Source organism: Streptomyces endophytica, assembly GCF_026153355.1.
Classification (GTDB): Bacteria; Actinomycetota; Actinomycetes; order Streptomycetales; family Streptomycetaceae; genus Streptomyces; species Streptomyces endophytica.
Genome location: NZ_CP110636.1, coordinates 4,565,035 through 4,591,972, shown reverse-complemented (window position 1 = coordinate 4,591,972; position 26,938 = coordinate 4,565,035). Strand labels below are relative to the sequence as shown.

The window sequence follows — 26,938 nt, the reverse complement described above, 5'->3', positions numbered from 1 at the left end:
GCCGGCCTCAGATTCCGAGCGGTCCCGGGTCGATCAGCCCGAGGGTCATCCACTGCTCGGGCGCCACCAGCGGCCGGAAGCCGACCTTCTGGTAGACGCCGTGGGCGTCCTTGGTGGCGAGCGTGAGCCGGTTCAGCCCGCTGGGCGCCAGGTGGTCGGCGACGGCCTCGACCAGGGCCGTGCCCAGCCCCTTGCCGCGGTCGTCCCGGCAGACGTAGACGTCGCAGAGCCAGGCGAAGGTGGCGTGATCGGTCACGACCCGGGCGTACGCCACCTGGCGGCCGGAACCGGACGCGTACAGCCCGAAGTTGAGCGAGCCCGCGACGGCGCGGTCGTGCAGGGCCCGCGGCCGGTCCAGCGCCCAGTAGGCATCGGTGGCGAGCCAGGTGTGGACCAGGTCGGCGTCCAGGCGGGCCGGGTCGGTGGAGATCTCGTAGCCGTCGAGGGCGTGCGCGTTCATGCCGGGAGATTCCCAGAAGGGCGGCGGCGGCGTCGAACCGGTGTGCCCCCGGACGCCGTCACCCGACGGTCACCCCCAGTTCGTCACAGGCCGTGCGCAGCCGGCGGACGCCCTCGGTGATCTCGGCCGGGCCGGCCGCGGCCGCGAAGCTCAGCCGGAGGTGCCCGGCCGGCGGCTCGGCGGCGAAGTACGGGCGGCCGCCCGCGACCGCCACCCCGGCGCGCAGCGCCGCGTCCGTCAGCGCGGCCTCGTCGGCGCCGTCCGGCAGCCGCAACCACAGCTGGTAGCCGCCGCACGGCACGTACGGGCCGCCGTCCCGGCCGGGGATGCCGCCGTACGTGGCACCGGGCCCGGCGAGGGCCGGCAGCCGGTCCCGCAGCGCCGCGGTCAGCGCGTTCCGGCGGGCGGTCAACTCCCCCGCGATGAAGCGGAGATGGCGGCCCCAGGCGGGCGATCCGACCAGTTCCAGAGCTGTCTCCTGGAGCGGCTGGGGTACGAAGAAGTTGTCGACGACCTGGATGGCGCGCAGCCGGTCGCGGACCGGGCCGCGGGCGGCCAGCGCGGCCACCCGCAGGTTGGGCGAGGTGGCCTTGGTCAGGGAGCGGATGTGCACGACGGTGCCGTCCCGGTCGTCCGCCATCAGGGTCGGCGGCAGCCCGGCCGCGTCGTCGTGGACCAGCAGCCGGGCGAAGTCGTCCTCGATCACGAAGGCGCCGGCCGCCCGGGCCACCCGGAGCACCTCGCGCCGCCGCTCGGCGGAGAGCACCGCCCCGGTCGGGTTCTGGAACAGCGGCTGGCAGACGAAGAGCCGGGCGCCGCTGGCCCGGAAGGCGTCGGCCAGCAGGTCCGTCCGTACGCCGTCCGCGTCCACCGGGACCGGCACCGGGCGCAGCCCGGAGGCGCGGGCGACGGCGAGCATGCCGGGTAGGTGGGCGATTCGACGAGTACGGGTGCGCCGGGTGCGGCGAGCGCGCGCAGTGCGGCGGTCAGCGCGTTCTGGCCGCCCGCGGTGATCTGCACATCGCTCGGGGCGAGCGCGCCGCCGGGGCCGCCGATCTCCCGGGCGAACCAGGCGCGCAGCTCCGGTACGCCGTCGACCGGGGCCGTGTCCAGGCGCCCGGCCGGCGGCCGGCCCGGGCCAGGGCGGCGGCGAGGGCGCGTTCGGGCTGCAGATCGGGGTGCAGGTAGCCGCCGTTGAGCTCGATGACACCGGGGGCCGGGCGGGCGAGGGTGGCCACCACGCCCGACGCGTCGACGCTGCGCGGCACCTGGTCGCCGCCCGGTTCGGCGCTGAGCGCGATCTCCTGCCAGGAGGTGTCGACCGGCCGGGGGGCCGCCACGGCGGGCTCGGCCCGGAAGGCGCCGGCGCCGGGGCGGGTGGTGACGAGTCCCTCGGCGACGAGTTCGGCGAGGGCGCGGGAGACGGTCACGGGGCTCACCCGATGCCGCTCCACGAGGGCCCGGCTCGACGGCAGCTTCTCTCCTGGAGAGTAGCGCTTCAGTTCGTTCCTCAGGCTCGCGGCCAGCTCAGCCACACTGCTACGCTCTTGCATGAGAAGCAACGATAGCGCTACTACCGCCACAGCGATAGCGGTGAACGCCCCCGCCCCGTCCTCCGCAACCGCCGTCACCGGCCTCGCCACCGCCGCTTCGGAGACCACCGCGCCGGCCGGTCGCACCCCGGCCGGCCGCGGGGTGCTGCTCGCCGGCCTGGGCGTAGCGTCCTTCTCCCTCACCTTCCCCGGGACCGCCTGGGCGCTGGAGGGCATGGGGCCCTGGACCGTGGTGATGCTGCGCAGCGTGCTGGCCGCCGTCCTCGCCGGCAGCGCGCTGGCCGTCCTCCGGGTGCGCCTGCCGGAGCGCCGCCACTGGGCCGGGATCGCGGTCGTGGCCGGCGGCGTGGTGCTCGGCTTCCCGCTGCTGACGACCCTGGCGCTGCAGACCTCCACCACCTCCCACGCGGCCGTCGTGGTCGGCCTGCTGCCGCTGACCACCGCCGCCTGCTCGGCCCTGCGCACCGGTGCCCGCCCGTCCCGCACCTTCTGGGTGGCGTCCCTGGTCGGCGCCGCCGTCGTCCTCGGCTTCGCGGTGCAGCAGAGCGGCGGGGCCCCGAGCCGGAGTGATCTGCTGCTGTTCGCGGCGCTGCTGGTGTGCGCGGCGGGCTACACCGAGGGCGGCCGGCTGGCCCGCCACATGCCGGGCTGGCAGGTGATCGGCTGGGCGCTGGTGCTGTGCCTGCCGGTGACGGTGGCGGGTGCGGCGGTCGCGCTGTCCACCGAGCCGCTGCGGCTGACCGCGCACGCGGTCACCGGGCTGCTGTGGCTGGCGGCCGGTTCGCAGTTCCTGGGGCTGGTGGTCTGGTACCGCGGAATGGCCGTGATCGGCGTCTCCAAGGCGAGCCAGCTCCAGCTCGCCCAGCCGCTGCTGACCCTGGTGTGGTCGGTGCTGCTGCTCGGCGAACGGCTGCCGCCGGCCGCGCCCCTGACGGCACTGGCGGTGCTGGCCTGCATCGTGGTGACCCAGCGGGCCCGCGGGTGACCGGCCCCGGCGCGGCACCCCCGGCCCGGCCGCCGGTTCCGTGGGAACCGGCGGCCCGCTCCCCGGGTGCGCCGCGCCCCCGCGGACGTAAACTTGCCGCGATGGCAGATAGCGCGCCGTCCGGGCCTCGCCAGGCCCGCAACCCCTGAAACCGTTGGCCGTTCAACCGCTCGGCCGTCCCTCGTCGGCCGTTCGGGTCGCATGGCCGCCCGAAGCGGGGAGGACCCTGATGCACGCGACCAAGGGCGACCGGCTGGTGGTGCACGGCAGGACCGTCGGGCACCACGACCGGGTCGTGGAAATCGTCGAGGTACTGGGCACGAACGGCGATCCGCCCTACCGCGTCCGCGCGGAGGACGGACACGAGGCGATCGTGTCGCCCGGGCCCGACTCGGTCGTCCGGCACGCCAAGACCTCCGACGTCGAAACCGGCCGCTGACACCCCCTCGACCGACCGGCCGAGGACCCACCGGGGCCCCACGGCCCCGCCCCCGACCCGCGCCGCACGGACCGGCCCGGGGCACCGCCCCTAGGACCGTGCCGCGCTGCCGTAGTGGTCACGCACGACCCGGGCCAGTGCGCCCACCCGGTCCTTGGCCACCTCCTTCGCCGAGAAGTAGACGTGCCCGCCGACCTGGGGGTAGCGGCGGGCGAAGGTGAGGTGACGGGACAGCTCGGCCGGGTTCTTCCAGCCCGCCGGCTGGCTGTCGCCCGCCTTGTAGAGCGCCTCGCCGATGTAGAGGTCGATGCCGGTGCCGTCGACGGTCCGCGACCACCACGGCACCAGTTCGGCGTAGTCGGCGGCCTTGTTGCCGATCGGCCAGTAGACCTGCGGCACGATGTAGTCGAGCCAGCCCTCGCGCACCCACCGGCGGGTGTCGGCGTAGAGGTCGTCGTAGGTCTCGATCCCGGCCTGGGTCCGGGAGCCGTTCTTGTCCGTGGCCTGGTTGCGCCAGACCGCGAACGGGCTGACGCCGAACCGCACCTTGCGGCCCTCCTGTTGGCCGCCCTCGCCGAGCCGCTGCGCCATCTCGTACACCAGCCGGTCGATGTTGTCCCGCCGCCAGTCGGCCCGGTTGTCGAAGTCCTCGCCGTAGGTGTCGTAGGCCTCGTCGTCGTCGAAGCTCTTGCCGGCGACCGGATACGGATAGAAGTAGTCGTCGAAGTGCACCCCGTCGACGGAGTAGTGCTCCACCGCGTCGAGCATCGCGTCCTGGACGAACGAGCGGACCTCGGGCAGACCGGGGTTGTAGTACAGCTTGCCGCCGTAGGGCACGATCCACTCGGGGTGCCGGCGGGCCGGGTGGTCGGCGGTCAGCCGGCCCGGGTCGGCGTGGTTGGCGACCCGGTACGGGTTGCACCAGGCGTGCAGTTCCAGGCCGCGCCGGTGCGCCTCGCGGACCGCGAAGTCCAGCGGGTCCCAGCCCGGATCGCCGCCCTGCCGCCCGGTCAGCGACTCGGCCCAGGGCTCGTAGGGGGACGGCCAGAGCGCGTCCGCGGCGGCCCGCACCTGGAAGAACACCGTGTTGAGCTTGTGCGCGACCGCCGCGTCGAAGTGGGCGCGCAGTTCGCGCTGCTGCGCGGCGGCGGACAGCTTCGTGCGCGAGGGCCAGTCGAGGTTGCCGACGGTGGCCAGCCACACCCCGCGCATCTCGCGCCGTGCCGCTCCCCCCGCCGGTCCGGCCGCCGCCGCCCCGAGCAGTGAGCCCGCCATGCCGATCGCCGCCCTGCCGAACACCCTGCGTGTGATCCGTCTCATCAAAAGTCCCCAGCTTGTCCGGTTCGTCCCGTCCTGCGGGCTCAGAATGCCCGCCCCGGAAGCCATGACCCAGCACCGCGCGGAGTAACGTCGGGGCCGAGGCGGCCGCCGGACCCTTACGGCGTACCGCCGCTCCCGAAGATCAGCGAAAGGCACGAGGTGACGGACATCGAACGCGTCGGAGTGGTCGGTTGCGGCCAGATGGGCGCAGGCATCGCCGAGGTGTGCGCCCGCGCCGGGCTGGACGTCATGGTCGCCGAGACCACCGGCGAGGCCCTGGAGCTGGGGCGTACCCGCCTGACCAACTCCCTCGGCAAGGCCGCCGAACGCGGCAAGATGACCACCGAGGAACGCGACGCGACGCTCGACCGGCTCAGCTTCACCACCGACCTCGGGGAGTTCGCCGACCGCGACCTCGTCATCGAGGCCGTGGTGGAGAACGAGCAGGTCAAGACCGAGATCTTCCAGGTTCTCGACCAGGTCGTCAGCCGCCCGGACGCGATCCTGGCGTCCAACACCTCCTCGATCCCGCTGGTGAAGCTGGCGGTGGCCACCTCCCGCCCGGACCAGGTCATCGGCATCCACTTCTTCAACCCGGCGCCGGTACAGAAGCTGGTGGAGCTCATCCCGGCGCTGACCACCGGCGAGGAGACCATCAAGCGCTCCGAGGCGCTGGTCCAGAACGTGCTGGGCAAGCACGCCATCCGCGCCCAGGACCGCTCCGGCTTCGTGGTCAACGCGCTGCTCATCCCGTACCTGCTCTCCGCGATCCGGATGTTCGAGTCGGGCATCGCCAGCCGCGAGGACATCGACAACGGCATGGAGCTGGGCTGCGCCCACCCGATGGGCCCGCTCAAGCTGTCCGACCTGATCGGCCTGGACACCGTCGCCTCGGTCGCCGCGTCCATGTACGAGGAGTACAAGGAGCCGCTGTACGCGGCTCCCCCGCTGCTCCAGCGGATGGTGGACGCGGGGCGGCTGGGCCGGAAGTCCGGTTCGGGCTTCTACCCGTACTGAGTCCGGACCCCGCAGATCCCAGGGCCGGCGGACACCGTCCGCCGGCCCTTCGCCGTGCACCGGGCGGCAGGCACCCGGGCGTCGGCGTCGCCATCTTCCTCATCCCCTGCGCCCGTTGAGGGTGGTGAACCCCGCTCCCCACGGGGCGTGCACTCCCGCGGCGGGGATCGGTAGGGCCGGATCGTGGTCCGTGCCGTCCGCGCAGAGCAGCACGAACGCGACGTCGTCCGGCAGCCGACCGCCCGCATGCCGCAGCAGCGCCTCCCGTACGTCGTCCACCACCCCGGCCGGTGAGGGCCCGGGCGCCCCGCCGGCCGTCACCACGCTGCGGTGCAGCCGCTGCGTCAGCGGGAAGAACTCCCCGGACCGGTCCCGGGCCTCCACCGCACCGTCGGTGTGCAGGAACAGGCCCTCCCCGGGCCGCAGCCGCCCGCAGCACACCGGTGCCTCGTCCGCAGGGAGAGGAAACAGCCCGAGCGGCGGCATCGGCTCGCCCGGGGCGAGCGGCGTCACCGGGTCCACCGCCCGCCACACGATGCGGTACGGCCAGGGATGCCCGCAGTTGAGCGCCGTCACCGCGCCGTCCGGGGCGATCTGCACCAGCAGCAGCGTCACGAACTCCTCCCCGGCCGGGCCCGCGGCACCGCCGCCGTCCGCCGGGTCCGCCCGGCGCGCCCGCTCCCCCAGATGCCGCTGGTGCGCCCGCTCCAACCGCCCCAGCACACCGGCGAGTTCGGGCTCGTCGTGCGCGGCCTCGCGGAAGCTGCCGAGCATCGCCCCGACCGTGCCTATGGCTTCGAGGCCGTGCCCGCGGACGTCGCCGATCACCGCCCGGACGCCGTACCGGGTCCCGACGACCTCGTAGAGGTCCCCGCCGACCACGGCGCCCTCGCTCGCGGAAAGGTGGTCGGCCGCCAGGACCAGCCCGCCGATCCGCGGCGGCAGCGGCCGCAGCAGGACCCGCTGGGCGGCCGTGGCGACCTCGCGGGTGCGCTCCAGCTCGCGCAGCAGCCGCTTCCTGCGGCCGGCCGTCAGATAGCTGGCGCCGACCACGGCGAGGACCGCCGCGCAGGTCATCACGCGGGTGCCCGGGCCGGGGCCGGCGTCGTTCGCGCCGAACGGGACCAGGGCGGCCAGCGCGCACACCCCGCCGAGCAGGACGCACTGCCGGCGGCCGGTGCCCGCACAGGCGATGGCCGGCGCCGCGGCGAGGAGTTGCAGCAGCCGGCCGCCGCTCGGCTCGCAGAGCTCCCAGGTGACCACGCCCAGCACCCAGAGTCCGGGCAGCACGAGGACGAAGCCGCGCCGGGCACGGCTCGCCCCGTCGCGTGCGCCTGCCCTCGCCCAGGCTCGGATCATGCCGATGGTCCCCCCAGCCGGTGGTTCTGGTTCGACCGGATCGATTCTCGCGACGTTCCGTATCCGTTCCGCGACGAAACGTACATCACCACCCGATTGGGTGATGGTGTATGGATCGGATCGTCGACAAAGCGACGCGGCACGCGAAGAGGGCGTGGACGGCCGGTGCCGTCCACGCCCTCCACCGGGCTCGTACGCGGGTCAGCCGCGCAGCGCCGCCCCGGTCCGCTCCACGGCCGACGCCACCGCCGCGTCCCGGGCTGCCGACGCCTCCTCCGCGGTCAGCGTGCGGTCCGCGGCGCGGAAGCGCAGCGCGTACGCCAGCGACTTCTTGCCGGCCCCGAGCTGCTCACCGGTGAAGATGTCGAACAGCCGCAGCGACTCCAGGAGTTCACCGGCGCCGTCGCGCAGCGCGGCCTCGACGTCCGCCGCCGGGACGGCGTCGTCGACGACGAGCGCCACGTCCTGGGTGGCGACCGGGAACGAGGAGATCGTGGGCGCCTTCAGCGGGCCGGTGCCGGCCCGCTCCAGACGGTCCAGGTCGATCTCCATCGCGCAGGTGCGCTCCGGCAGGGACAGCGCCTTGATGACCCGCGGGTGCAGCTCACCGGCGTTGCCGACGAGGACCTCCTCGCCGTCGACGACGGCGAGCAGCGCCGCGCAGCGGCCCGGGTGGAACGGCGCGTGCTGGTCCTGACGGACGATCAGCTCGACGCCCGCCTCACGGGCGACCGTACGGCCGGCCTCGATGGCGTCCGCCCAGTTGGACGGGCGGCCGGCGCCCCACCAGCCGGGCTGCTCGCGGTGGCCGGCGAGGACCACCGCGGCACGCCGCGGCTGCTGCGGCAGCGAGGCGTCCAGCGAGGCGATCTCGTCGTCGGTCGGCCGGCGGTCGACGACCAGCCGGCTGGCCGGCTTCTCGTCACCGCTCGCCCGGAAGACCGGACCGGTCTCGAAGAGCGCGAGGTCGTGCGTGCCCCGGCCGTAGTTGCGGCGCAGCGCGCCCAGCAGACCGGGGATCAGCGTCGTGCGGAGGTCGGGCTCCTCGTCGGAGAGCGGGTTGACGAGGGTGACCGCCGAGCGGCGCGGGTCGTCCGGCTCGATGCCGAGCTGGTCGAGGACGTGCGAGCCGGTGAACGGGTAGTTCAGCGCCTCGACGTAGCCCGCACCGGCCAGTACCCGGCCGACCCTGCGGTGCAGCCGCTGACGCTCCGTCAGACCGCGGCCGGCCGGCGGCTTCGGCAGGGTGGAGGGCAGGTTCTCGTAGCCCTCCAGCCGGATGACCTCTTCGGCCAGGTCGTTGGGCTCGGAGAGGTCCGGCCGCCACGACGGCACGCTGACGACCAGCTCGTCCTGGCCATAGACGTCGCAGCCGACCTGCTGGAGGCGGCGGACGACGGTCTCCCGGCCGTAGGTGACGCCGGCGACCTTGTCCGGGTGGTCGGCCGGGATGGTGATCGTGCGCGGTCCGCGGGGCGAGACGACCTCGGTGACGCCTTCCCCGGCGGTGCCGCCGGCGAGCAGCACCAGCAGGTCGACGGTGCGCTGGGCCGCCGCCGACGCCGCCTCCGGGTCCACCCCGCGCTCGAAGCGCTTGGCCGCCTCGGAGGACAGCTTGTGCCGGCGCGCCGTACGGGCGATGGCGATCGCGTCGAAGTGCGCGGCCTCGATCACGACGTCGGTGGTGCCGCGCAGCTGACCGGTCTCCGGGTCGATGACCGGCGCGGCGATCTCGGTGTTGGCGCCGCCCATGACACCGGCGAGCCCGATGGGGCCGCGGTTGTCGGTGATGACCAGGTCCCCGGCGTCCAGCGCGCGCTTGGTGCCGTCCAGGGTGGTCAGCTTCTCGCCGGGGGTGGCGCGGCGGACGCCGATCGGGCCCTCGACCGTGGTGCGGTCGTAGGCGTGCAGCGGCTGGCCGAGCTCCAGCATCACGTAGTTGGTGATGTCGACGGCGAGCGAGATCGGGCGCATGCCGGCCTTCTGCAGCCGGCGCTGCATCCACAGCGGGGTGCGGGCGCCGGGCTCCAGGCCGGTGACCGTCCGCGCGGTGAAGCGGTCGCAGCCGATCGGGTCGGCGACCTGGACCGGGTAGCCGGCGGCGTTCGGCGGCGGGACGTCCAGCAGCGCCGGGTCGCGCAGCGGCAACCCGTAGGCGGTGGCGGTCTCGCGGGCCACGCCGCGCATCGACAGGCAGTAGCCGCGGTCCGGGGTGACGGCGATGTCCAGCACCTCGTCGACGAGCTCCAGCAGCTCGATGGCGTCGGTGCCGACCTCGGTCTCCGGCGGCAGCACGATGATGCCGTGCGAGCCGTCGTCGCCCATGCCCAGCTCGTCGCCGGAGCAGATCATGCCGTGCGACTTCTTGCCGTACGTCTTGCGTGCGGCGATCTTGAAGCCGCCGGGCAGCTCGGCACCGGGGAGGACGACCACGACCTTGTCGCCGACGGCGAAGTTACGGGCGCCGCAGACGATTTCCTGGGGCTCGCCGGTCCCGTTGGCCCGGCCGACGTCCACCGTGCAGAAGCGGATCGGCTTCTTGAAGCCCTCCAGCTCCTCGATGGTCAGCACCTGGCCGACGACGAGCGGGCCCTTGAGGTCCGCGCCGAGGCGCTCGACGGTCTCGACCTCCAGGCCGACCGCGATGAGCTTTTCCTGTACGTCCCGGCCGGTCTCCGTCGCCGGCAGGTCGACGTACTCCCGCAGCCAAGAAAGCGGGACCCGCATCAGATCTCCATCCCGAACGGCCGGGTGAACCGGACGTCGCCCTCGAACATGTCGCGCATGTCTTCCACGTTGTGCCGGAACATCAGCATCCGGTCGATTCCGAACCCGAAGGCGAAGCCGCTGTACTTCTCCGGGTCGACGCCGCAGGCGATGAGCACCTTGGGGTTGACCATCCCGCAGCCGCCCAGCTCGATCCAGCCCTCGCTGGAGCACGTGCGGCACGGACGGTCGGGGTTGCCCACGGACTCGCCACGGCAGACGTAGCAGACCATGTCCATCTCGGCGGACGGCTCGGTGAACGGGAAGTAGTTCGGCCGCAGCCGGGTCTTCATGTCGGGGCCGAACAGCGCCCGGACCATGTGGTCGAGGGTGCCCTTGAGGTCGGCCATGGTCAGGCCCTCGTCGACGGCGAGCAGCTCGATCTGGTGGAAGACCGGGGAGTGCGTGGCGTCGAGCTCGTCGGTGCGGTAGACCCGCCCCGGGCAGACGACGTAGACCGGCGGCTCGCGGTCGACCAGGGTGCGGGCCTGGACCGGCGAGGTGTGGGTGCGCAAGACGACGCCGGACTCATCGTCCTGGGCGCCTCCCCCAGACTCCGTCCGGGAGGTGCCCCCAGCCTTGACGAAGAAGGTGTCCTGCATCTGGCGCGCCGGGTGGTCCGGCACGAAGTTCAGGGCGTCGAAGTTGAACCACTCCGCCTCGACCTCGGGGCCCTCGGCGATCTCGTAGCCCATCGCGACGAAGACGTCGGCGACCCGCTCCATGAACGTGGTGAGCGGGTGCCGGGCGCCGGCCGGGACGCGGTCGTAGGGCAGCGTGACGTCCACCGCCTCCTCGACCAGCACCCGCGCGTCGCGCTCCGCCTCCAGCTCTTCCTGGCGGGCCTTGAGCGCCTGGTTGAGGCGACCGCGGGCCTGGCCGACGCGCTTGCCGGCGTCCGCCTTGGCGTGCGGCGGCAGGGCGCCGATCTCCCGGTTGGCGAGGGCGAGCGGCGAGCGGTCGCCGGCGTGCGCGACCTTCACCTCGCGCAGCTCCTCCAGATCGGCCGCGGCGGCGATGGCGGCCAGCGCCTCGTCCAGCCGGGCGGCGATCTCTTCCGGTTTCAGGGCTTCGACCTCGACAGGGTCGTACGACTTATTGGGTGCGGACATCTCTTCCCGTGCTTCCGGTGGACTGGCTTGGCTTGGCTCGCTTCGCCTCGGCTCTTCGATCACAAGGGTCGTATGCGCCGAGCCCGCGCTGCGCGTGCGATGCCTGTGCGCCAAAGGTGCCAAAGGTCAAGTCTAAGGGGGACGGGCAGCGCGGCCGGCCCGAGCCCCCGCGGGGCGCCCTCCCACCCGTCGCCCACCACCGCCCTTCGTACGACGCTTCGCGGCCTCCCCCTCTTTCAGGCCAGGAAGGCCGGCGTCGCGACGGGCAGGCTAAATCGGAACTGGGCGCCGCCGGCGGGCGCCCGGCCGACCGTGATCGTGCCGCCGTGGGCCTCGACGATGCCCTTGACGATGTAGAGGCCCAGGCCGGTGCCACCGCGCTTGCTGCCCCGCCAGAAGCGGGTGAACACGCGGCTCATCGACTCCTCCGGGATGCCGGGGCCCTCGTCGCTCACGGTGACGCTCGTCCCCTCCGTGCTGGTCGCGTCCGTTGTCGGTCCTACCTCGATGGTGACCGTTCCCTCGCCGTGGCGCACCGCATTTTCCAGGAGGTTGCCCAGCACCTGGTCCACCTTGTCCGGGTCCGCCCACAGATCGGGCAGGGGTTCCCGCATGCGGATCAGGAAGCGGTCCGGCCGCTGGCCCGCGGTGGTCTGGGCCTGGACGTGCCGGCGGACCGCGGCGATCATGTCGACCCGCTGCCGGCGCACCTCCAGCCGCCCGGAGTCGATCCGGGAGATGTCCAGCAGCTCGGCGATCAGGCGGGTGACGCGGTTGGCGTCGGCGTCCACCGTCTCCAGCATCAGCCGCTTCTGGTCGTCGGTGAAGCGTTCCCACTTCTGGAGGAGGGTGGCGGTGAAGCCCTTGACGGAGGTCAGCGGCGAGCGGAGCTCATGGGCGACGGTGGCGATCAGCTCGGCGTGGCTGAGCTCGGTGCGGCGCCGGGCCTCGGTGCCGCGCAGCGCGATCACCAGCCGCTCGACCGGCCCGCCCGGCCGCCCGCGGACATAGCGGGCGGAGACCAGCACCTCGCGGCCGCCGAGCAGCAGATTCCGCTCGGGCTGGCCGCGGCGGATGGCCAGGCCGCCGTACGGGTCGGTCAGCCGCCACCAGCGGCGGCCCTCGATGTCCTGGAGCGGCAGGGCCTCCTCCAGGGGGCGGCCGAGCGCGTCCTCGGGGGCGAGGCCGGTGATCCTGGCGGCCGCGGCGTTGAAGCAGCTGACCCGGCCGGTCGCGTCGGCGACCACCAGGCCGTCCGGAAGGTCGTCGGGGTCGAGCCCGAGCCCGGTCTCCGGGGCGGTGGACGCCACCGAGCGGGCCGGCGGCCGGCCGCCGGCCGGCCGGTCGGACGGGCTGCCGTCAGCGCGTGCTGTGATGCCGGAAGTCCTCACACTCATCCCCGTTACCCCCTTCCGGGCCCCCGGGCACGCAAGACTACTAGCTCGCCTCGGATGTGCCGGGCGTTCCCGTGGACGCCCCTCAGGCGGGTGACGCGGAGCGGCAGCCGCCGGGGCCGCGCTGGGCGCGGGCCGAGGCATAGAGGCAGACCGCGGCGGCGGTGGCGAGGTTGAGGCTCTCGGCCCTGCCGTGGATGGGGACGCGGACGACGGCGTCGGCGAGTGCCCGGGTCTCCTCGGGCAGGCCCCAGGCCTCGTTGCCGAAGACCCAGGCGGTGGGCCCGCCCATGGAGCCGGCGTCCAGTTCGGCGTCCAGGTCCTGGTCGCCGGCGCCGTCCGCGGCGAGGATCCGTGCGCCGGCGCCCTTGAGTCCGGCCACCACCTGCTCGACCGGTACCCCGACCGCGACCGGGAGGTGGAAGAGGGAACCGACCGACGCCCGTACGGACTTGGGGTTGTAGAGGTCGACGGAGGCGTCGGTGAGCACCACGGCGTCCGCGCCGGCGGCGTCCGCGCAGCGCAGCACCGTACCGGCGTTGCCGGGGTCGCGGACGTGGGCGAGCACCGCGACCAGCTTCGGGCGGGCGGCGAGGATCTCCTCGAAGGGCGAGTCGAGGAAGCGGCAGACGCCGAGCAGGCCCTGCGGGGTGACCGTCTGGGAGATGTCGCCGATGGTCCGGTCGTCGGCGAGGTGCACCCGGACCCCGGCCGCGCGGGCCGCTCCGACGATCTCGTGGTGCCGCTCGGCGGCCTCGACGGTGGCGAACAGCTCGATGAGCGTGGCGGCGCCGTCCGTGCGGTGCGCGATGGCTTCCCGTACGGCCTGCGGGCCCTCGGCGATGAACCGGCGCTCCTTGCCGCGGAAGGCGCGGCGGGCCAGCCGCCGGGCGGCGGTGACGCGCGGGGAACGCGGGGAGATCAGCTCGGGGGTGCCCATGGGCGGCGGCTCGCTTCTGTGGTTCGGTGCGGGGGCCGGGGCCTGGCGGCCCGGGCCGGAAAAGCGGCGGACCCGCAGGCCGGGGCCTGCGGGTCCGATCACGACGGCGCCACGACCGCGTCGGTCGTCACGGCCACGTCGTCAGGCTGGTGTTCAGGCAGCCTTCGGGGCGTTGACGTCGCTCGGCAGGGCCTTCTGGGCCACCTCGACGAGCGCGGCGAACGCGTTGCTGTCGTTGACCGCGAGGTCGGCCAGGATCTTGCGGTCCACCTCGATGTTGGCGGCCTTCAGACCCTGGATGAAGCGGTTGTAGGTCATGCCGTTGGCGCGGGCAGCGGCGTTGATGCGCTGGATCCACAGCTGACGGAAGTCGCCCTTGCGCTTCTTGCGGTCGTTGTAGTTGTAGACGAGGGAGTGGGTGACCTGCTCCTTCGCCTTGCGGTACAGGCGGGAGCGCTGGCCGCGGTAGCCGCTGGCCTGCTCGAGGATCGCCCGACGCTTCTTGTGGGCGTTGACTGCCCGCTTGACGCGTGCCACTTGTTAACTCCTTGTAGCGGGGCCGTGGTTGTCGTCACACAGCCCGAATCGATTGGGTCCCGGTCCGAGTCGCGCACCCCGCCCGGTCAGCGGGGCGCGGCGACTCACTTGCCGAGAAGCTTCTTGATCTTCGCGGCGTCGCCCGGGGCCATCTCGGCGTTGCCGGTGAGGCGACGCGTCACGCGGGACGACTTGTGCTCGAGCAGGTGGCGCTTGCCGGCGCGCTCGCGCAGCACCTTGCCGGAGCCGGTGACCTTGAAGCGCTTGCTGGCACCGCTGTGCGTCTTGTTCTTCGGCATGCGCCGTTCTCTCCTCGTCAGTGGCGCTCCCACCGGCACGGGCCGGCTGGCGGGAGCGTCAGATGTATCGGTTGGTGTCCGGGGCGGGTTGCCCCGGCATGAATCCGGGGCTCTCGCCCATGGATCACGCCTCGGCGGGCTCCCCGGCGGGCTCCTCCGCGGGAGCACCACCCTGGCGCTCCGCCTTGCGGGCGGCCTGCGCCTCACGGGCCTCGGCCATCGCCTCGGTCTTCTTCTTGTGCGGACCGAGGACCATGATCATGTTGCGGCCGTCCTGCTTCGGGTTCGACTCAATGAAGCCGAGCTCCTGGACGTCCTCCGCGAGCCGCTGCAGCAGTCGGAAGCCCAGCTCGGGGCGGGACTGCTCGCGACCACGGAACATGATCGTGATCTTGACCTTGTCACCCTGCTTGAGGAACCGGACGACGTGACCCTTCTTGGTGTCGTAGTCGTGCGGGTCGATCTTCGGCCGGAGCTTCATCTCCTTGATGACCGTGTGCGCCTGGTTCTTGCGCGCCTCACGGGCCTTCATGGCCGACTCGTACTTGAACTTTCCGTAGTCCATGAGCTTGCAGACCGGCGGACGGGCGTTCGCCGCCACCTCGACCAGGTCGAGGTCGTACTCCTGCGCAAGCTCCAGGGCCTTCGCAAGCGGCACAATGCCGACCTGCTCGCCACTGGGACCGACGAGTCGCACCTCGGGGACGCGAATCCGGTCGTTGATGCGGGGCTCGGCGCTGATGGATCCTCCTCGGTAGCACCACGCGACGGCCTGGCGGACTGCCGCGTAACGTCTTTTCGGTGTGACCAACCGCGCCGGTACATGAAAAACGCCCCGGACGGGACACAGGCGGGGCTCCACATAGATCTGGAGCACCGCCGCGAAGTCTCCGCGGGGCGCAGCCGGACCGTTGACCCGCCAACCTGAGGTCGGCCGGGTGGGAGATCGGAGCCTCCACTTGTGGGCCGGTCACATGCGTGTCCGGCCGGTCGGAACACCAGGATACACGAGTCAAGCCCCGGGCCCCACTCGTACGCCACCTGACGGGCGCCGTCCGTCAAGGGGGACACTCCCGGGCGCCGGGCCCGCGGAAGGGGGCCATAGGCTGGAGCCGACCCCTCCTCAGGAAGAAGCCCTTAAGACATGAGCGACCAGACCCCGCAGCCGTCCGACGCCCCCGAGCCGTCCGGCGCCCCGCACGCGGCGAGCCCCGACTTCGATGCCATGACCCGGGACATCGCGGACGTCCCGGCGGTCGAGGTGATCACCACCGTCGCGGTGCATCTGATGAGCTCGGCGGCGGTCAATCTGGGGCTCGCCGAGGGCGGCGAGACGCACAAGGACCTCGACGAGGCGCGCAAGCTCATCCAGGCGCTGGCCGGCCTGGTCACCGCCAGCGCCACCGAGATCGGCTCGTACCACGCGGCACCGCTGCGGGACGGCCTGAAGTCGCTGCAGCTGGCCTTCCGCGAGGCCTCGGTCGTCCCGGACGAGCCGGGTCAGGGCCCCGGCGAGAAGTTCACCGGGCCGGTCTACGGCTAGCCGCACCCCTTCGCGCGACACGACGAGCCCCGGCCGGTGCGGCCGGGGCTCGTCGTGTCGGTGGGCCGGTTCGCCGGGCTCCGTGAGGTCAGACGCGTTCGCCGGGGCCCGCGGTGGGCTCGCGGGGTGAGACCTGGTCGGCGACGAGCACCGGCTCCTGCGGCGGGTGGGTGACCTGGTGGACCACCGCGGCGATCGCACCGCCGATCAGGGGCGCGACGATGAAGAGCCACAGCTGGGTGATGGCGGCGCCGCCCGCGAACAGCGCCGGGCCGATGGAGCGGGCCGGGTTCACGGAAGTGCCGTCCAGCGGGATGCCGATGAGGTGGACGGTGGCCAGTGCCAGACCGATCGGCAGGCCGTCGAAGCCGATCACGGCGACCCGGTGGGTGACCGCCAGGAACACGAAGACGAACAGGAAGGTCATCACCATCTCGACGACGAAGGCACCGCCGAGGTTGAGGTGCACCGCCGAACGGTCGCCCCAGCCGTTCGTGCCGAAGGCCGCATGGGTCTGCAGGCCCGGGACCTGCTTGGCGACCAGGAAGAGCAGCGCGGCCCCCACGATGGCGCCGAGGATCTGGGCGATCCAGTACTCGACGGCCGTACGGAGGGTGATGCGGCGGGACAGCAGCATGCCCAGGGTCACCGCGGGGTTGAGGTGGCTGCCCGAGATCGGACCGAGTGCGTAGGCCAGCGCCAGCATGGTGAAGCCGAAGGCCAGCGCGATGCCGAAGGTGCCGATGTACTCGCCGGCCAGCACCGCCGAGCCGACGGCGAAGAACACCAGGAGCAGCGTGCCGAGGAATTCGGCTACGACCGTGCGGGTCACGACCGAAGGGGTCTCCGTCTTCTCCATGTGGGCCCTCCTCGCGTGGATCTTGAGCTCTCCTCGCATTGTGCGGCCCGGGAGGCGAACCCGCCCGTCGGCGATCACCCGGGCCCGCCGTGGCGCGGCCCGGGACGGAGCACGTCAGCGCTGGTAGAGCGGTTCCCCGGTGGTCGCCGCACCGGGCGGCAGGAGCGCCAGGTCCAGGCCCCGTACGAGCCGGGCGCGCAGGACCTCGTCGGAGGCCAGCGCCTGCGCCAGCCGCTGGGCGACCTCGGCGGTGGGGGCGTCGGCGGCCAGGCCCAGGGCGAGGGTCCCGTCGGTCTCCCGGGACGGCGCGAGGCGGGCGGCGAGGACGGCCGGCTCGGCGGCGAGGAGGGCGCGCAGGGTCTCGGTGACGGCCGGATCGGCGAGCGGGTCGGCGGTTGTCCGGCCCTCGGCGAGGGCGCGCAGCGCGGGCCCGGTGAGCTGGTAGGTGACCGGCCCGGCCAGGTCGATGACGACGGTGTCGGCCTTCTCGTGGGAGGCGGCCAGCAGCGCCTGCTGGAGCGGTACGGCCACCGGCCGGGCGTCCGGGCGCCAGGCGTGCAGGGTCTCCATGCTGGTGAAGGCGGGGAGGGCACGGCGGCCGTCCGGAGCCTGGAGGGTGGGCACGGCCATGTCGCTGGTCTTCTCGTGCCGCAGCCCGTCGGGTCCCGTCTCGACCTCACCGAGTATCGCGACGACCGGCACGAGGAGGCGGGCGCCGGCCAGGGCGGTCAGCAGCGCGGGCTCGGCGGACCGGTCGGCGCCGTAGGCCGCCAGGGCCGCGGTGAGGGCGGGATCGGCGGACCCGTCGTCGTCGGAAAAGGGCGAGTCGGGAATGTTCTTCTGCACGTGCCCGAGCGTATCGGGGGTGCGGCGGACGTTTTCGGCTGGGCCGTTCCGCTGCGCATTGCGGCGACCCGCACGTACTTGGCCGTCCCGCCGCGGGTCGTCTCTCCGTTGCGCGCTTGCGGCGCCCCGTACGTACCTGGCTTTCCCGCCGCGGGTCGTCTCCCCGTTGCGCGCTTGCGGCGCCCCGTACGTACCTGGCTTTCCCGCCGCGGGTCGTCTCCCCGTTGCGCGCTTGCGGCGCCCCGTACGTACCTGGCTTTCCCGCCGCGGGTCGTCTCCCCGTTGCGCGCTTGCGGCGCCCCGTACGTACCTGGCTTTCCCGCCGCGGGTCGTCTCCCCGTTGCGCGCTTGCGGCGCCCCGTACGTACCTGTCTGCGGCGCCGCGGGTCGTCTCGCCGTTGCGCCTGCGGCGGGCTGGGTTGTGGTGGGTGCGGTGACGGGCCTCCGGGGCCGGTTGTGTGGACTGCTGACGCTTTACGTCCACACAACCGGCCCCTCCGGCCCGTCCCCTCCCGTGAGGGGAGAAGTTGAGGCCGGTGGGGGCTGGGGTGGTTCAGTGGCGGGTGCGCCAGAGGAGGAAGGCGGCTGCCATCAACGCCGCTCCGACGGCGCCGGCGGTCCAGGGGAGCCAGTTGGTCGGGGTCTCCTCGGGGGCCGGGGTGGTGGGGCCGGGGCCGAAGTACCGGTGGCCGTAGGCGGCGGGGGACGGCTTCTGGGGGGTGGCCCGGAGGCCGTCCGCGGCGCGGACGGCGGCGGCGGGGTCGATCAGGCCAGCGCCGTAGTCGTCGTCGCGGCCGCCCTGGGGCGTGTCCTGCGCGGTCGACGTGAGCAGGCGGCGGATCTGGGCGGGGCTCAGGCCGGGATGCGCGGAGCGGATCAGGGCGATGGCACCGGAGGTGAAGGCCGCGGCGGGGCTGGTGCCCCAGCCGGAGAGGTAGCCGTCGTTGTTGCCGGCCATGAGGATGTCGTCGCCGGGGGCGCTGACCGTGGCGTACCAGTGGCGGGTGGAGAAGTGGGCGCGGTCGCCCTGGCGGGTGACGGCCGTGGTGGCGATGACGCCCGGGTACGCGGCGGGGTAGGAGACGTGGTTGCCCTTGTCGCCCCCGTTGCCCGCGGAGGCGACGACGGAGATGCCCTTGCCGAGGGCGTACTGGATGGCGGCGTCCTCGCGTGGCTCGGGGTGGGCGGACTCGCTGTCGTCGCCCAGGGACATGCTGATGACGTCGGCGCCGTGGTCGGCGGCCCAGCGGATGCCGTCGGCGAGCGCGCCGGCCTTCTCCGTGCGGGCGCGTTCGCGCTGCGGGTCGTTGTCCTCCAGGATCACCCGCACGGGGAGGATCTTGGCGGCCGGGGCGATGCCGAGCACGCCGTCCTGGCGGCCGGCGCCGTGGCCGTGGCCCGCGATGACGCTGGCCATGCCGGTGCCGTGCCGGGCCCAGGCCGCGTCGCCCGGGCCGGCGCCGAAGCCGACCAGGTCCTTCTCGGGCAGGACCTGGCCCTTGAGGTCGGGGTGGTTGGCGTCGACGCCGGTGTCCAGGACGGCGACCGTGACGCCCTCGCCCTTGGTGGTGTCCCAGGCCTGCTGGGCGTGGACGGCCTGCAGGCCCCACTCCTGGGCGCGGATGGCGTCGGCCCGGGCGGGTACGGCGGGCAGGACGGTGAGCGCGGCGGAGGCCAGGGTGAGGGCGGCCGCGCGCAGCGGGGTCTGCGTCATGGCGCGTCCTCCCTGTGCTGGGTGGGGGTGCCGGCTGCCGTGCGGAAGTCGTTCTCGATGCGGTCGGCGAGGTCCTTGGCGTCGTGGCCGAGCCCGGATTCGGCGGGGGCGGTGGTGGTGCCGGGGCGGACCGCGGCCTCGGCGGGCTGCGGCTCGGTGACGGCGCGGCCGTCGGCGAAGCCGGAGACCGCGTAGACGATCACCGGGACGTCGGTGAGCACCCGGAGGGTCCAGCTGGCCCGCTGGGCACGCCCGAAGCCCTCGGCGGGGGTGCCCTTGGGGGCGTACGGCACCGGCATCAGGTCGGTGCGGTCGGCCAGGCTCTTGGTGCTGAAGCCGGTGTTGAGGGCGAGCATGCCGGCCGGGTCGGTCCGGGTGGTCTGGGCGCCGACGGTGATGACGCTGGAGCGGGTGGCGTCGAGGTAGGTGGCGCGCAGCAGGCGGGCGCAGCCGGCCCGGGCGAGGGCCTGGGCGAGCTTGGGGTCGTAGGCGCCGGTGCAGTCGCTGTCGGGGGCGACCGCGATCCGGGTCCAGGTCCGGTCGGCGCCGCCGGGGCCGACGCCCAGGCCCTCGACGGTGCGCGGGAAGAGGGTGTCGACCGGGGTGTTGCGCCAGGCGTCGCGGCCCTTGGCGAAGGTGGCCTGGGCGGTGGGCGGGGCGTCCTCGGGGTCGTCGGTGAGCCAGCTGCCGGCCGCGGCACCGCCGAGCAGGCCGATGCCCAGGACGAGGCAGGCCGCGGCGGCGAGCACCCGGCCGGCGGGGCGGCGGCCGGCGGGGAACCGGCGGGCGGATGCCGGGCCGGGGACAACTCCCGGTGACGGGCGGCGAGTTGTGGGCCAGGGCTGCTGCGGGGCCGCGGCCGGGCCGCCCGGCGGCGGGGTGGGCGCCGGGCGGGCGGCGGGTTCCTGGGGGCCGTTCCACAGGTTCTGGCTGTTGGCCAGGTGGAAGGCGGCGGTGTCCCGGAACGTGGCCGGATGCCCGGGCGGGCGCGGCGGCGCGGCGGGGGCGGACGGCGTCGGGGGGTGGGGCGGCCGGGGCGCGCCGGCGGCCGGTGGCTGCGCGGGGGCTGGAGGCGGCGGGGTGGCGGGGCGCGGTGGTACGCCCGGGGGCGCCTGCGGGGGGACGGGTGGGTCGGCCGGGGACTGGCGGCGCAGGACGGTCGTGCGCGGGTCGTCGTCCGGCTCCGGTGTCGCGGCCGTCGCGGGCTGCCGGGGCGGCCGCGGGGGTATGGGCGGGACGTGCCGCGGATCGACGAAATCTGCGTCGGTGCTCACCCGCGCTCCCCCTCGCGCCGTGGCCCCCGTCCCCCGATCCGCAATCGGGGCAGGGGGGTTGGTATCCGGACAACACGCCGCTGACCTGCTGGTGGCGGTGTCGGGCCACTCTACGGGCTGGCGCGGCCGGTGCTCCAACCCTCCCCCAAGCTCCGAAGGAGCAGGGGCACCCCCAGTCGCCGCCATGTCCGCTCTGTGTCGGGATCTCACCCCCTGCCCGGTGATGGGGTACCTCCCACGCCCTTTTGGTGGTGGGGAGTGTCTGGCAGGCTGCGGCCATGTCCCAGCTGACAGCCGATGCGTATGGCGACAAAGCCTCTTATGACCGGGCAACTGCCCATCTCGACGCGCCGCTGGCCGTGGTCGACCTGCGGGCGTTCGACGCCAACGCGGCCGATCTGGTGCGCCGCGCGAAGGGGAAGCCGATCCGGGTGGCGAGCAAGTCGGTGCGCTGCCGGGCCCTGCTGGAGCGGGTGCTGGCGCGGGACGGCTTCGCCGGGATCATGAGCTTCACGCTGGCCGAGTCGCTGTGGCTGGCGCGGTCGGGCTTCGAGGACGTCCTGCTCGCGTACCCGTCGGCGGACCGGGCGGGGTTCGCCGAGCTGACCGCGGATCCGAAGCTCGCGGCCGCGGTGACGGTGATGGTCGACGATCCGGCGCAGCTGGCGCTGATCGACGCGGCCCGGCCCGCGGGGCGGGGCGGCGAGGAGGTCCGGGTGTGCCTGGAGCTGGACACCTCGTACCGGCTGCTGGGCGGGAAGGTGCGCTTCGGTGCCCGGCGGTCGCCGCTGCGGGAGCCGTCCCAACTGGCCGCGCTGGCCCGGACGGTGGCGCGCCGCCCCGGTTTCCGGCTGGTGGGGCTGATGGCGTACGAGGGGCATGTGGCGGGGGTGGGCGACGAGGTCGACGGCAAGCCGGTGTTTTCGCGCACGGTCCGGCTGATGCAGGCGGCGGCGCGCAAGGAGCTGGCGCAGCGGCGCTGGGAGGCCGTACGGGCGGTGCGGGCGGTGGCGCCGCGGCTGGAGTTCGTCAACGGCGGCGGGACCGGCAGCGTGCAGCACACGGCCGCGGAGGCGGCGGTCACCGAGGTCGCGGCGGGTTCGGGGCTGTACGTGCCGCGGCTGTTCGACAACTTCCGTTCGTTCAGCGGGCGTCCGGCGGCGCTGTTCGCCCAGCCGGTGGTGCGCCGGCCGGGGCCCGGTGTGGTGACGGTGCTGGGCGGCGGCTATCCGGCGTCGGGGGTGGCGGGCGCGGACCGGCTGCCTGTGCCGTATCTGCCGGCCGGGTTGCGCTACGACCCCCAGGAGGGGCCGGGCGAGGTGCAGACGCCGCTGCTGGGGGCGGCCGCGGACGGGCTGGCGATCGGCGACAAGGTATGGTTCCGGCACGCCAAGGCCGGGGAGATGTGCGAGCGGTTCGACGCGCTGCAACTGGTCGACGGTGACCGGGTGGTGGACACCGTCCCGACGTACCGCGGGGAGGGCCGCACCTTCCTCTGAGCGGTGCGGCCCTCCCGTTGCGGTGACGTTCACCGGGTCAGTACACGGTGTCCTTCTGGTCCGGGATCACCGAGCCGTCGGCGCGGTGGATCGGGCCGAGGGTGCCGTCCGGCCGGGTGTAGCCGGCGGTCGCGCAGGGGTACGGGTCGGCCTTGCGCGGCTTGGGCTCGATGAACATCGGGTTGACGATCCAGCGGTGGTCCGCGTTGTCGTACGCCCGGCACATCAGCTCGGTCTTGTTGCGGTTGATGGCCAGGTGGCCGGCGGTGGCGTCGCCGACGAAGGTCACGTCGGTCTCGGCGTCACCGGCCGCGAAGGCGGCGCGGTGCGCCCGGTCCTGCTGCTGCCAGGCCTTGGCGCCCTTGACGTGGAAGATCTCCTGGTTGATCCAGCAGCGCTTGCCGTCCATGTACGTCAGGACCTCGCCGTTGGTGTCCTTGACGTCGCCGCAGCCCTGCACACCGGTGGTGAGCTTGCCGTCGCGGACGAGGTTGCGGATGCCGATGACGTGCTCGCGGTCGATACCGACGCCCGGCGCCCAGGCGCGGACCAGCGGCTCGGCGGAGGCGGAGACGATGTAGACGTCGAAGCCGGCCTTCTGGAGGGTGCCGATGAGGTCGCGCTGCTGCTCGTAGTAGCGGACGTAGCCGGCCCACTTGTGCGTGCCGACCGTCTGCTCCGTACCGATCGGCGCGGCGAGGTTCTCCTTGCGCGCCTCGGCGGCGTACGAGGTCAGGGCCCGCGGAGTGTGCCCGGCGAACAGCTGGGTGATCCAGACGTACGAGGGGACCGTGCGCCGGTGGTTCCACTCCCCCTCGAACGCCTCCTTGCCGCCGGAGGTCTTCTCGTCGCTGTAGACGTCGAGTATCTCGTCGGTGCAGCCGGTGTCGGTCGACGTCGGCAGCGGGTGGCCGGCGGGCACGGAGGTGCCGCAGGCCTGGGTGAGCGCGTCGGCGGCGGCGTCGGTCAGCCACTTGTTCGTGGCCTTCCAGCTGGCCGGGCGCAGCACCTTGTCGTGGCGGAGCATCCAGGCCAGCGTGGCGTCGGAGATGTCGTTCTTGACGACGGTGTTGTCCCAGTCGAAGGTCGCGACCGGTCGCGCTCCGCCGGCTCCGGAGCAGCTGCCGCGCTCGTCGATCATCTTCTGCAACTTGGCGCGGTTGTCGCCGTACCAGCCCTTGGAGACCTGGAGGGTGGGACAACGGTGCGGGGTCGGCGCTGCCGTGGCCGTCTGCGCGACCGCGACGCCGCCTCCGACGACCGCGAGGGCAGCACCGGCTGCCAGCCAGCGACGCTTGGTGAGCATGGACGTAACTCCCGTCGAACGAAGGATCGAAGGCGGACGCTAGCGTACGGCGGCCGGATGTCGCACGACATCCGGCCGCCGCGGCGCTTACGCGGAGGTGAACAACGAACGTTTACACCGGCGTGACGTAGGCCCCCGCGATCCCTCCGTCGACCAGGAATTCGGCCGCGTTGACGAATGACGAGTCGTCACTGGCCAGGAAGGCGACCGCGGACGCGATCTCCTCGGGCTCGGCGAACCGGCCGACCGGGACGTGCACCAGGCGGCGCGCGGCGCGCTCCGGGTCCTTGGCGAACAGCTCCTTGAGCAGCGGGGTGTTGACCGGCCCGGGGCACAGGGCGTTGACCCGGATGCCCTCGCGGGCGAACTGCACGCCCAGTTCGCGGGACATGGACAGCACGCCGCCCTTGGAGGCGGTGTAGCTGATCTGGGAGGTGGCCGCGCCCATGACGGCCACGAAGGAGGCGGTGTTGATGATGGAACCCTTGCCCTGCCGCTGCATGTAGGGCAGGGCGTGCTTGCAGCAGAGGTAGACCGAGGTGAGGTTGACCTCCTGGACGCGCTTCCAGGCGTCCAGGCCGGTGGTGAGGATGGAGTCGTCGTCGGGCGGCGAGATGCCGGCGTTGTTGAAGGCGATGTCGACCGAGCCGTAGGTGTCGAAGGCGGTCTTGTAGAGCGCCTCGACCTGCTCGGAGTCGGTCACGTCGACCTGGACGAAGATGCCGCCTACCTCTTCGGCGGCGGCCTTGCCGGCCGCCTCGTCGATGTCGGCGCAGACGACGTGGGCGCCTTCGGAGGCCAGTCGGCGGGCGGTGGCCAGCCCGATGCCGCTGCCGGCTCCGGTGATCACGGCGGTACGGCCGACGAGGCGGCGGCACACTGCGGTCTGGTCGGTCACTTGCTCTCCTCGGTGCTGATGAAGATGTTCTTGGTCTCGGTGAAGGCGGTGAGCGCGTCCGGGCCGAGCTCGCGGCCGAGGCCGGACTGCTTGAACCCGCCGAACGGGGTCCAATAGCGCACGCTGCTGTGGGAGTTGACGGAGAGGTTGCCGGCCGCGACGGCCCGCGAGACGCGCAGCGCCCGGCCGACGTCGCGGGTCCACAGGGAGCCGGAGAGGCCGTAGTCGGTGGCGTTGGCGATCCGGACCGCGTCGGCCTCGTCCTCGAAGGGGATCACGACCGCGACCGGGCCGAAGATCTCCTCGACGGCGGTACGGTCCTCGGGGCGGCCCTCCAGGACGGTGGCGGGGTACCAGAAGCCCTTGCCCGCGGGGGCCTCGCCGCGGATGGCGGCCGGGGCGTCCTCGGGGACGTAGGACCGTACGCGCTCGCGCTGGGCGGCGGAGATCAGCGGGCCCATCTTGGTGGCCGGGTCGGCCGGGTCGCCGACGGTGAACGCCTTGACCGCGGGCTCCAGGAGTTCCAGGAAGCGGTCGTAGACGCTCCGCTGGACGAGGATGCGGCTGCGGGCGCAGCAGTCCTGACCGGTGTTGTCGAGGAAGGAGCCGGGGGCGGCGGCCGCGGCGGCCTCCAGGTCGGCGTCGGCGAAGACGATGTTGGGGCTCTTGCCGCCGAGTTCGAGGGTGAGCCGCTTGGTCTGCGCGGCACAGCGGGCGGCGATCTGCCGGCCGGTGGCGGTGGAGCCGGTGAAGACGACCTTGGCGACGCCGGGGTGGTCGACGAGCGCGGTGCCGGTGACCGGGCCCTCGCCGGGCAGGACCTGGAAGAGGTTCTCGGGGAGGCCGGCCTCCAGGGCGAGTGCGGCGAGCCTGAGCGCGGTGAGCGGGGTGGTCTCGGCGGGCTTCAGCAGCACCGCGTTGCCGGCCGCGAGGGCCGGGGCGGTGCCCCAGGCGGCGATCGGCATCGGGAAGTTCCAGGGGGCGATCACGGCGACCACGCCGAGGGGTTCCTGGACGGTGATGTTGAGGCCGCCGGCGACCGGGATCTGGGTGCCGGTGAGCCGTTCCACTCCCCCGGCGGCGTAGTGCAGCAGGTCGCGGACGTTGCCCGCCTCCCACTGCGCGTTGCCCAGGGGGTGGCCGGCCTCCGTCAGCTCCAGTTCCGCGAGCTCGGGAAGGTGGGCGTCGACGACGTCGGCGAAGCGGCGCAGGAGGCGGGCGCGGTCGCCGGGGGCCACCGCGGCCCAGGCCTCCTGGGCTCCGGCTGCCCGGCGGACCGCGGCGTCGACCTCTTCCGGGGAGGTGGTGGGGACGGTGGCCACCACTTCCTCGGTGGCCGGGTTGAGGATCTTCAGCTCGTGCGAACCATTGGACACAGCGTGGTTCCTTACATGCGCTCGAAGGAGCGGAAGCGCTCCCAGTCCGTGACGGCGGCGTCGTAGGCGTCCTGTTCGACGCGGGCCATGTGGCGGTAGTGCGCGACGACCTCCTCGCCGAAGGCCTCCCGGGCGATCGGGCTGTGCTCCCACAGCTCGGCGGCCTCGCGCAGGGTGGTGGGGACGTGCGCGGCGTCGCCGGTGTAGGCGTTGCCGGTGGTGGCGTCGGGGAGCTCCAGCTCGTGCTCGATGCCGTAGAGGCCGGCCGCGACCATGCCGGCGACCGCGAGGTAGGGGTTGACGTCGCCGCCGGGGAGGCGGTTCTCCAGGCGGTGGGCGCGGCCGTGGCCGACGACGCGCAGCGCGCAGGTGCGGTTGTCGGGGCCCCAGGCGACGGCGGTGGGCGCGAAGGAGCCGGGGCGGAAGCGCTTGTAGGAGTTGATGTTGGGGGCGTAGAGGAGGGTGAAGTCGCGCATCGCGGCGAGCTGGCCGGCGAGGAAGTGGCGCATGATCTGCGACATGCCGTAGGGGCCGCTGTCATCGGCGAGGACCGGCTGTCCCTGCTCGTCCTGGAGCGAGAGGTGGATGTGACAGGAGTTGCCCTCGCGCTCGTCGTACTTGGCCATGAAGGTGAGCGCCATGCCCTCCTGGGCGGCGATCTCCTTGGCACCGGTCTTGTAGATCGAGTGCTGGTCGCAGGTGGTGAGCGCCTCGTCGTAGACGAACACGATCTCGTGCTGGCCGAGGTTGCACTCGCCCTTGGCGGACTCCACGGTCATCCCGGCGGCGCCCATCTCGTTGCGGATGCGCCGCAGCACGGGCTCGACCCGGCCGGTGCCGAGGACGGAGTAGTCGCCGTTCCACTGGTTGGCGGGGTTCATGTCGCGGTAGCCGCGCGACCAGGCGTCCTCGTAGGAGTCCTTGAAGAGCATGAACTCCAGCTCGGTCCCGGCGAAGGCGCGCCAGCCGCGATCGGCGAGCCGGTCCAGCTGGCGACGGAGGATCTGCCGGGGTGAGGCGGCGACCGGGGAGCCGTCGTGCCAGGCCAGGTCGGCGGTGATCAGGGCGGTGCCGGGGTTCCAGGGGGTGCGGCGCAGGGTGCCGGTGTCGCCGTGCATGGCGAAGTCGCCGTAGCCGCGTTCCCAGGAGGACATCGCGTAGCCGTCGACGGTGTTGAGGTCGACGTCGACGGCGAGGAGGTAGTTGCAGCCCTCCGTGCCGTGTTCGAGGACGGTGTCGAGGAAGTATCGGGCCGCGAACCGCTTGCCCTGGAGCCTGCCTTGCATATCGGTGAAGGCGAGGACGACAGTGTCGATCTCCCCGGCGTCGACGAGGACCCTGAGCTCCTCGGCGGAGAGCGGGGGCGTGCGGTCTGCCACGGTATTGCCTCCTGTCACTGCATCCGGAGGTCATAAGGTAGGCACACGAACCATTGATTGGGA

23 protein-coding genes and 1 pseudogene are annotated in these 26,938 nt (G+C 73.3%); 5 read left to right on the top strand and 19 right to left on the bottom strand.

What is annotated here, in order from left to right; translation table 11 throughout:
- Positions 1 to 7: 7 nt before the first annotated feature.
- Complete coding sequence (locus OJ254_RS20520; RefSeq protein ID WP_265363489.1) at positions 8 to 460, bottom strand: GNAT family N-acetyltransferase; 453 nt, start codon at positions 458 to 460, stop codon at positions 8 to 10.
- 58 nt (positions 461 to 518) lie between these two features.
- Positions 519 to 2,013, bottom strand: a pseudogene (locus OJ254_RS20515) (aminotransferase-like domain-containing protein).
- Between OJ254_RS20515 and OJ254_RS20510 the strand changes: the two are divergent.
- Both OJ254_RS20510 and OJ254_RS20505 read left to right on the top strand, forming a co-directional pair.
- Entirely contained in the window at positions 2,012 to 2,998 is a 987-nt protein-coding gene (locus OJ254_RS20510; protein WP_265363488.1) for a DMT family transporter, read from the top strand. The pseudogene OJ254_RS20515 and the gene OJ254_RS20510 overlap by 2 nt on opposite strands.
- 229 nt (positions 2,999 to 3,227) lie before the next feature.
- Positions 3,228 to 3,437, top strand: a complete 210-nt coding sequence (locus tag OJ254_RS20505) for a DUF1918 domain-containing protein (RefSeq protein ID WP_261952484.1) — start codon at positions 3,228 to 3,230, stop codon at positions 3,435 to 3,437.
- A 90-nt stretch (positions 3,438 to 3,527) separates the two neighbouring features.
- On the opposite strand, the gene OJ254_RS20500 is transcribed toward OJ254_RS20505, so the two are convergent.
- Entirely contained in the window at positions 3,528 to 4,757 is a 1,230-nt protein-coding gene (locus tag OJ254_RS20500; RefSeq protein WP_265363487.1) for a glycoside hydrolase family 10-like protein, read from the bottom strand.
- 159 nt (positions 4,758 to 4,916) lie between these two features.
- Between OJ254_RS20500 and OJ254_RS20495 the strand changes: the two genes are divergently transcribed.
- Positions 4,917 to 5,774: a 3-hydroxybutyryl-CoA dehydrogenase gene (locus OJ254_RS20495; RefSeq protein ID WP_261952482.1), complete on the top strand. Its 858-nt coding sequence runs from the start codon at positions 4,917 to 4,919 to the stop codon at positions 5,772 to 5,774.
- A 99-nt stretch (positions 5,775 to 5,873) separates the two neighbouring features.
- On the opposite strand, the gene OJ254_RS20490 is transcribed toward OJ254_RS20495, so the two are convergent.
- From OJ254_RS20490 to infC, 8 genes are all read right to left on the bottom strand, one after another.
- A complete protein-coding gene (locus OJ254_RS20490; protein ID WP_265363486.1) occupies positions 5,874 to 7,133 on the bottom strand; it encodes a PP2C family protein-serine/threonine phosphatase in 1,260 nt (419 codons plus the stop codon).
- Positions 7,134 to 7,334: 201 nt separating this feature from the next.
- Positions 7,335 to 9,860, bottom strand: coding sequence for a phenylalanine--tRNA ligase subunit beta (gene pheT, locus OJ254_RS20485; RefSeq protein ID WP_265363485.1), 2,526 nt, complete (start codon positions 9,858 to 9,860; stop codon positions 7,335 to 7,337).
- Complete coding sequence (gene pheS, locus OJ254_RS20480; RefSeq protein ID WP_265363484.1) at positions 9,860 to 11,011, bottom strand: phenylalanine--tRNA ligase subunit alpha; 1,152 nt, start codon at positions 11,009 to 11,011, stop codon at positions 9,860 to 9,862. Before pheS ends, pheT begins: the two co-directional genes overlap by 1 nt.
- A gap of 236 nt (positions 11,012 to 11,247) precedes the next feature.
- Positions 11,248 to 12,408, bottom strand: coding sequence for a sensor histidine kinase (locus OJ254_RS20475; RefSeq protein WP_265363483.1), 1,161 nt, complete (start codon positions 12,406 to 12,408; stop codon positions 11,248 to 11,250).
- An 82-nt stretch (positions 12,409 to 12,490) separates the two neighbouring features.
- The gene (locus OJ254_RS20470) at positions 12,491 to 13,345 is read right to left on the bottom strand and encodes a TrmH family RNA methyltransferase (RefSeq protein WP_265363482.1); all 855 of its coding nucleotides are present in this window, start codon (positions 13,343 to 13,345) and stop codon (positions 12,491 to 12,493) included.
- Between the two features lie 153 nt (positions 13,346 to 13,498).
- Entirely contained in the window at positions 13,499 to 13,882 is a 384-nt protein-coding gene (gene rplT / locus OJ254_RS20465) for a 50S ribosomal protein L20 (protein WP_030413047.1), read from the bottom strand.
- A gap of 104 nt (positions 13,883 to 13,986) precedes the next feature.
- Complete coding sequence (gene rpmI / locus OJ254_RS20460) at positions 13,987 to 14,181, bottom strand: 50S ribosomal protein L35 (RefSeq protein ID WP_016576627.1); 195 nt, start codon at positions 14,179 to 14,181, stop codon at positions 13,987 to 13,989.
- A 124-nt stretch (positions 14,182 to 14,305) separates the two neighbouring features.
- The gene (infC, locus tag OJ254_RS20455) at positions 14,306 to 14,992 is read right to left on the bottom strand and encodes a translation initiation factor IF-3 (protein ID WP_265363481.1); all 687 of its coding nucleotides are present in this window, start codon (positions 14,990 to 14,992) and stop codon (positions 14,306 to 14,308) included.
- 333 nt (positions 14,993 to 15,325) lie between these two features.
- Between infC and OJ254_RS20450 the strand changes: the two genes are divergently transcribed.
- Positions 15,326 to 15,724, top strand: coding sequence for a DUF1844 domain-containing protein (locus tag OJ254_RS20450; protein ID WP_261952476.1), 399 nt, complete (start codon positions 15,326 to 15,328; stop codon positions 15,722 to 15,724).
- 88 nt (positions 15,725 to 15,812) lie between these two features.
- Here the strand turns inward: OJ254_RS20450 and OJ254_RS20445 are convergent, their stop codons facing one another.
- The 4 genes from OJ254_RS20445 to OJ254_RS20430 all read right to left on the bottom strand — a co-directional run bounded on the left by OJ254_RS20445 (position 15,813) and on the right by OJ254_RS20430 (position 20,417).
- A complete protein-coding gene (locus OJ254_RS20445) occupies positions 15,813 to 16,583 on the bottom strand; it encodes an MIP family channel protein (protein ID WP_265363480.1) in 771 nt (256 codons plus the stop codon).
- Positions 16,584 to 16,697: 114 nt separating this feature from the next.
- Positions 16,698 to 17,429, bottom strand: coding sequence for an SseB family protein (locus OJ254_RS20440; RefSeq protein ID WP_265363479.1), 732 nt, complete (start codon positions 17,427 to 17,429; stop codon positions 16,698 to 16,700).
- 553 nt (positions 17,430 to 17,982) lie between these two features.
- Positions 17,983 to 19,143 carry a type VII secretion-associated serine protease mycosin gene (gene mycP, locus OJ254_RS20435; protein WP_265363478.1) on the bottom strand — a complete coding sequence of 387 codons (1,161 nt, stop codon included), beginning with the start codon at positions 19,141 to 19,143 and terminating at the stop codon, positions 17,983 to 17,985.
- Entirely contained in the window at positions 19,140 to 20,417 is a 1,278-nt protein-coding gene (locus OJ254_RS20430; RefSeq protein ID WP_265363477.1) for a hypothetical protein, read from the bottom strand. Before OJ254_RS20430 ends, mycP begins: the two co-directional genes overlap by 4 nt.
- Positions 20,418 to 20,704: 287 nt before the next feature.
- On the opposite strand from OJ254_RS20430, the gene OJ254_RS20425 reads away from it, so the two are divergent.
- The gene (locus OJ254_RS20425; protein WP_265365243.1) at positions 20,705 to 21,916 is read left to right on the top strand and encodes an amino acid deaminase/aldolase; all 1,212 of its coding nucleotides are present in this window, start codon (positions 20,705 to 20,707) and stop codon (positions 21,914 to 21,916) included.
- 37 nt (positions 21,917 to 21,953) lie between these two features.
- Here the strand turns inward: OJ254_RS20425 and OJ254_RS20420 are convergent, their stop codons facing one another.
- The 4 genes from OJ254_RS20420 to OJ254_RS20405 form a co-directional block, all read right to left on the bottom strand.
- Positions 21,954 to 23,222: an HAD family hydrolase gene (locus tag OJ254_RS20420; protein ID WP_265363476.1), complete on the bottom strand. Its 1,269-nt coding sequence runs from the start codon at positions 23,220 to 23,222 to the stop codon at positions 21,954 to 21,956.
- A 112-nt stretch (positions 23,223 to 23,334) separates the two neighbouring features.
- Entirely contained in the window at positions 23,335 to 24,120 is a 786-nt protein-coding gene (locus tag OJ254_RS20415; RefSeq protein ID WP_261952470.1) for a 3-oxoacyl-ACP reductase, read from the bottom strand.
- Positions 24,117 to 25,496 (bottom strand): aldehyde dehydrogenase family protein, encoded by a 1,380-nt coding sequence (locus OJ254_RS20410; RefSeq protein WP_265363475.1) that lies wholly within the window; start codon positions 25,494 to 25,496, stop codon positions 24,117 to 24,119. The genes OJ254_RS20415 and OJ254_RS20410 overlap by 4 nt, the downstream gene beginning before the upstream one ends.
- 11 nt (positions 25,497 to 25,507) lie before the next feature.
- The gene (locus OJ254_RS20405; protein WP_265363474.1) at positions 25,508 to 26,875 is read right to left on the bottom strand and encodes a glutamine synthetase family protein; all 1,368 of its coding nucleotides are present in this window, start codon (positions 26,873 to 26,875) and stop codon (positions 25,508 to 25,510) included.
- Positions 26,876 to 26,938 lie beyond the last annotated feature (63 nt).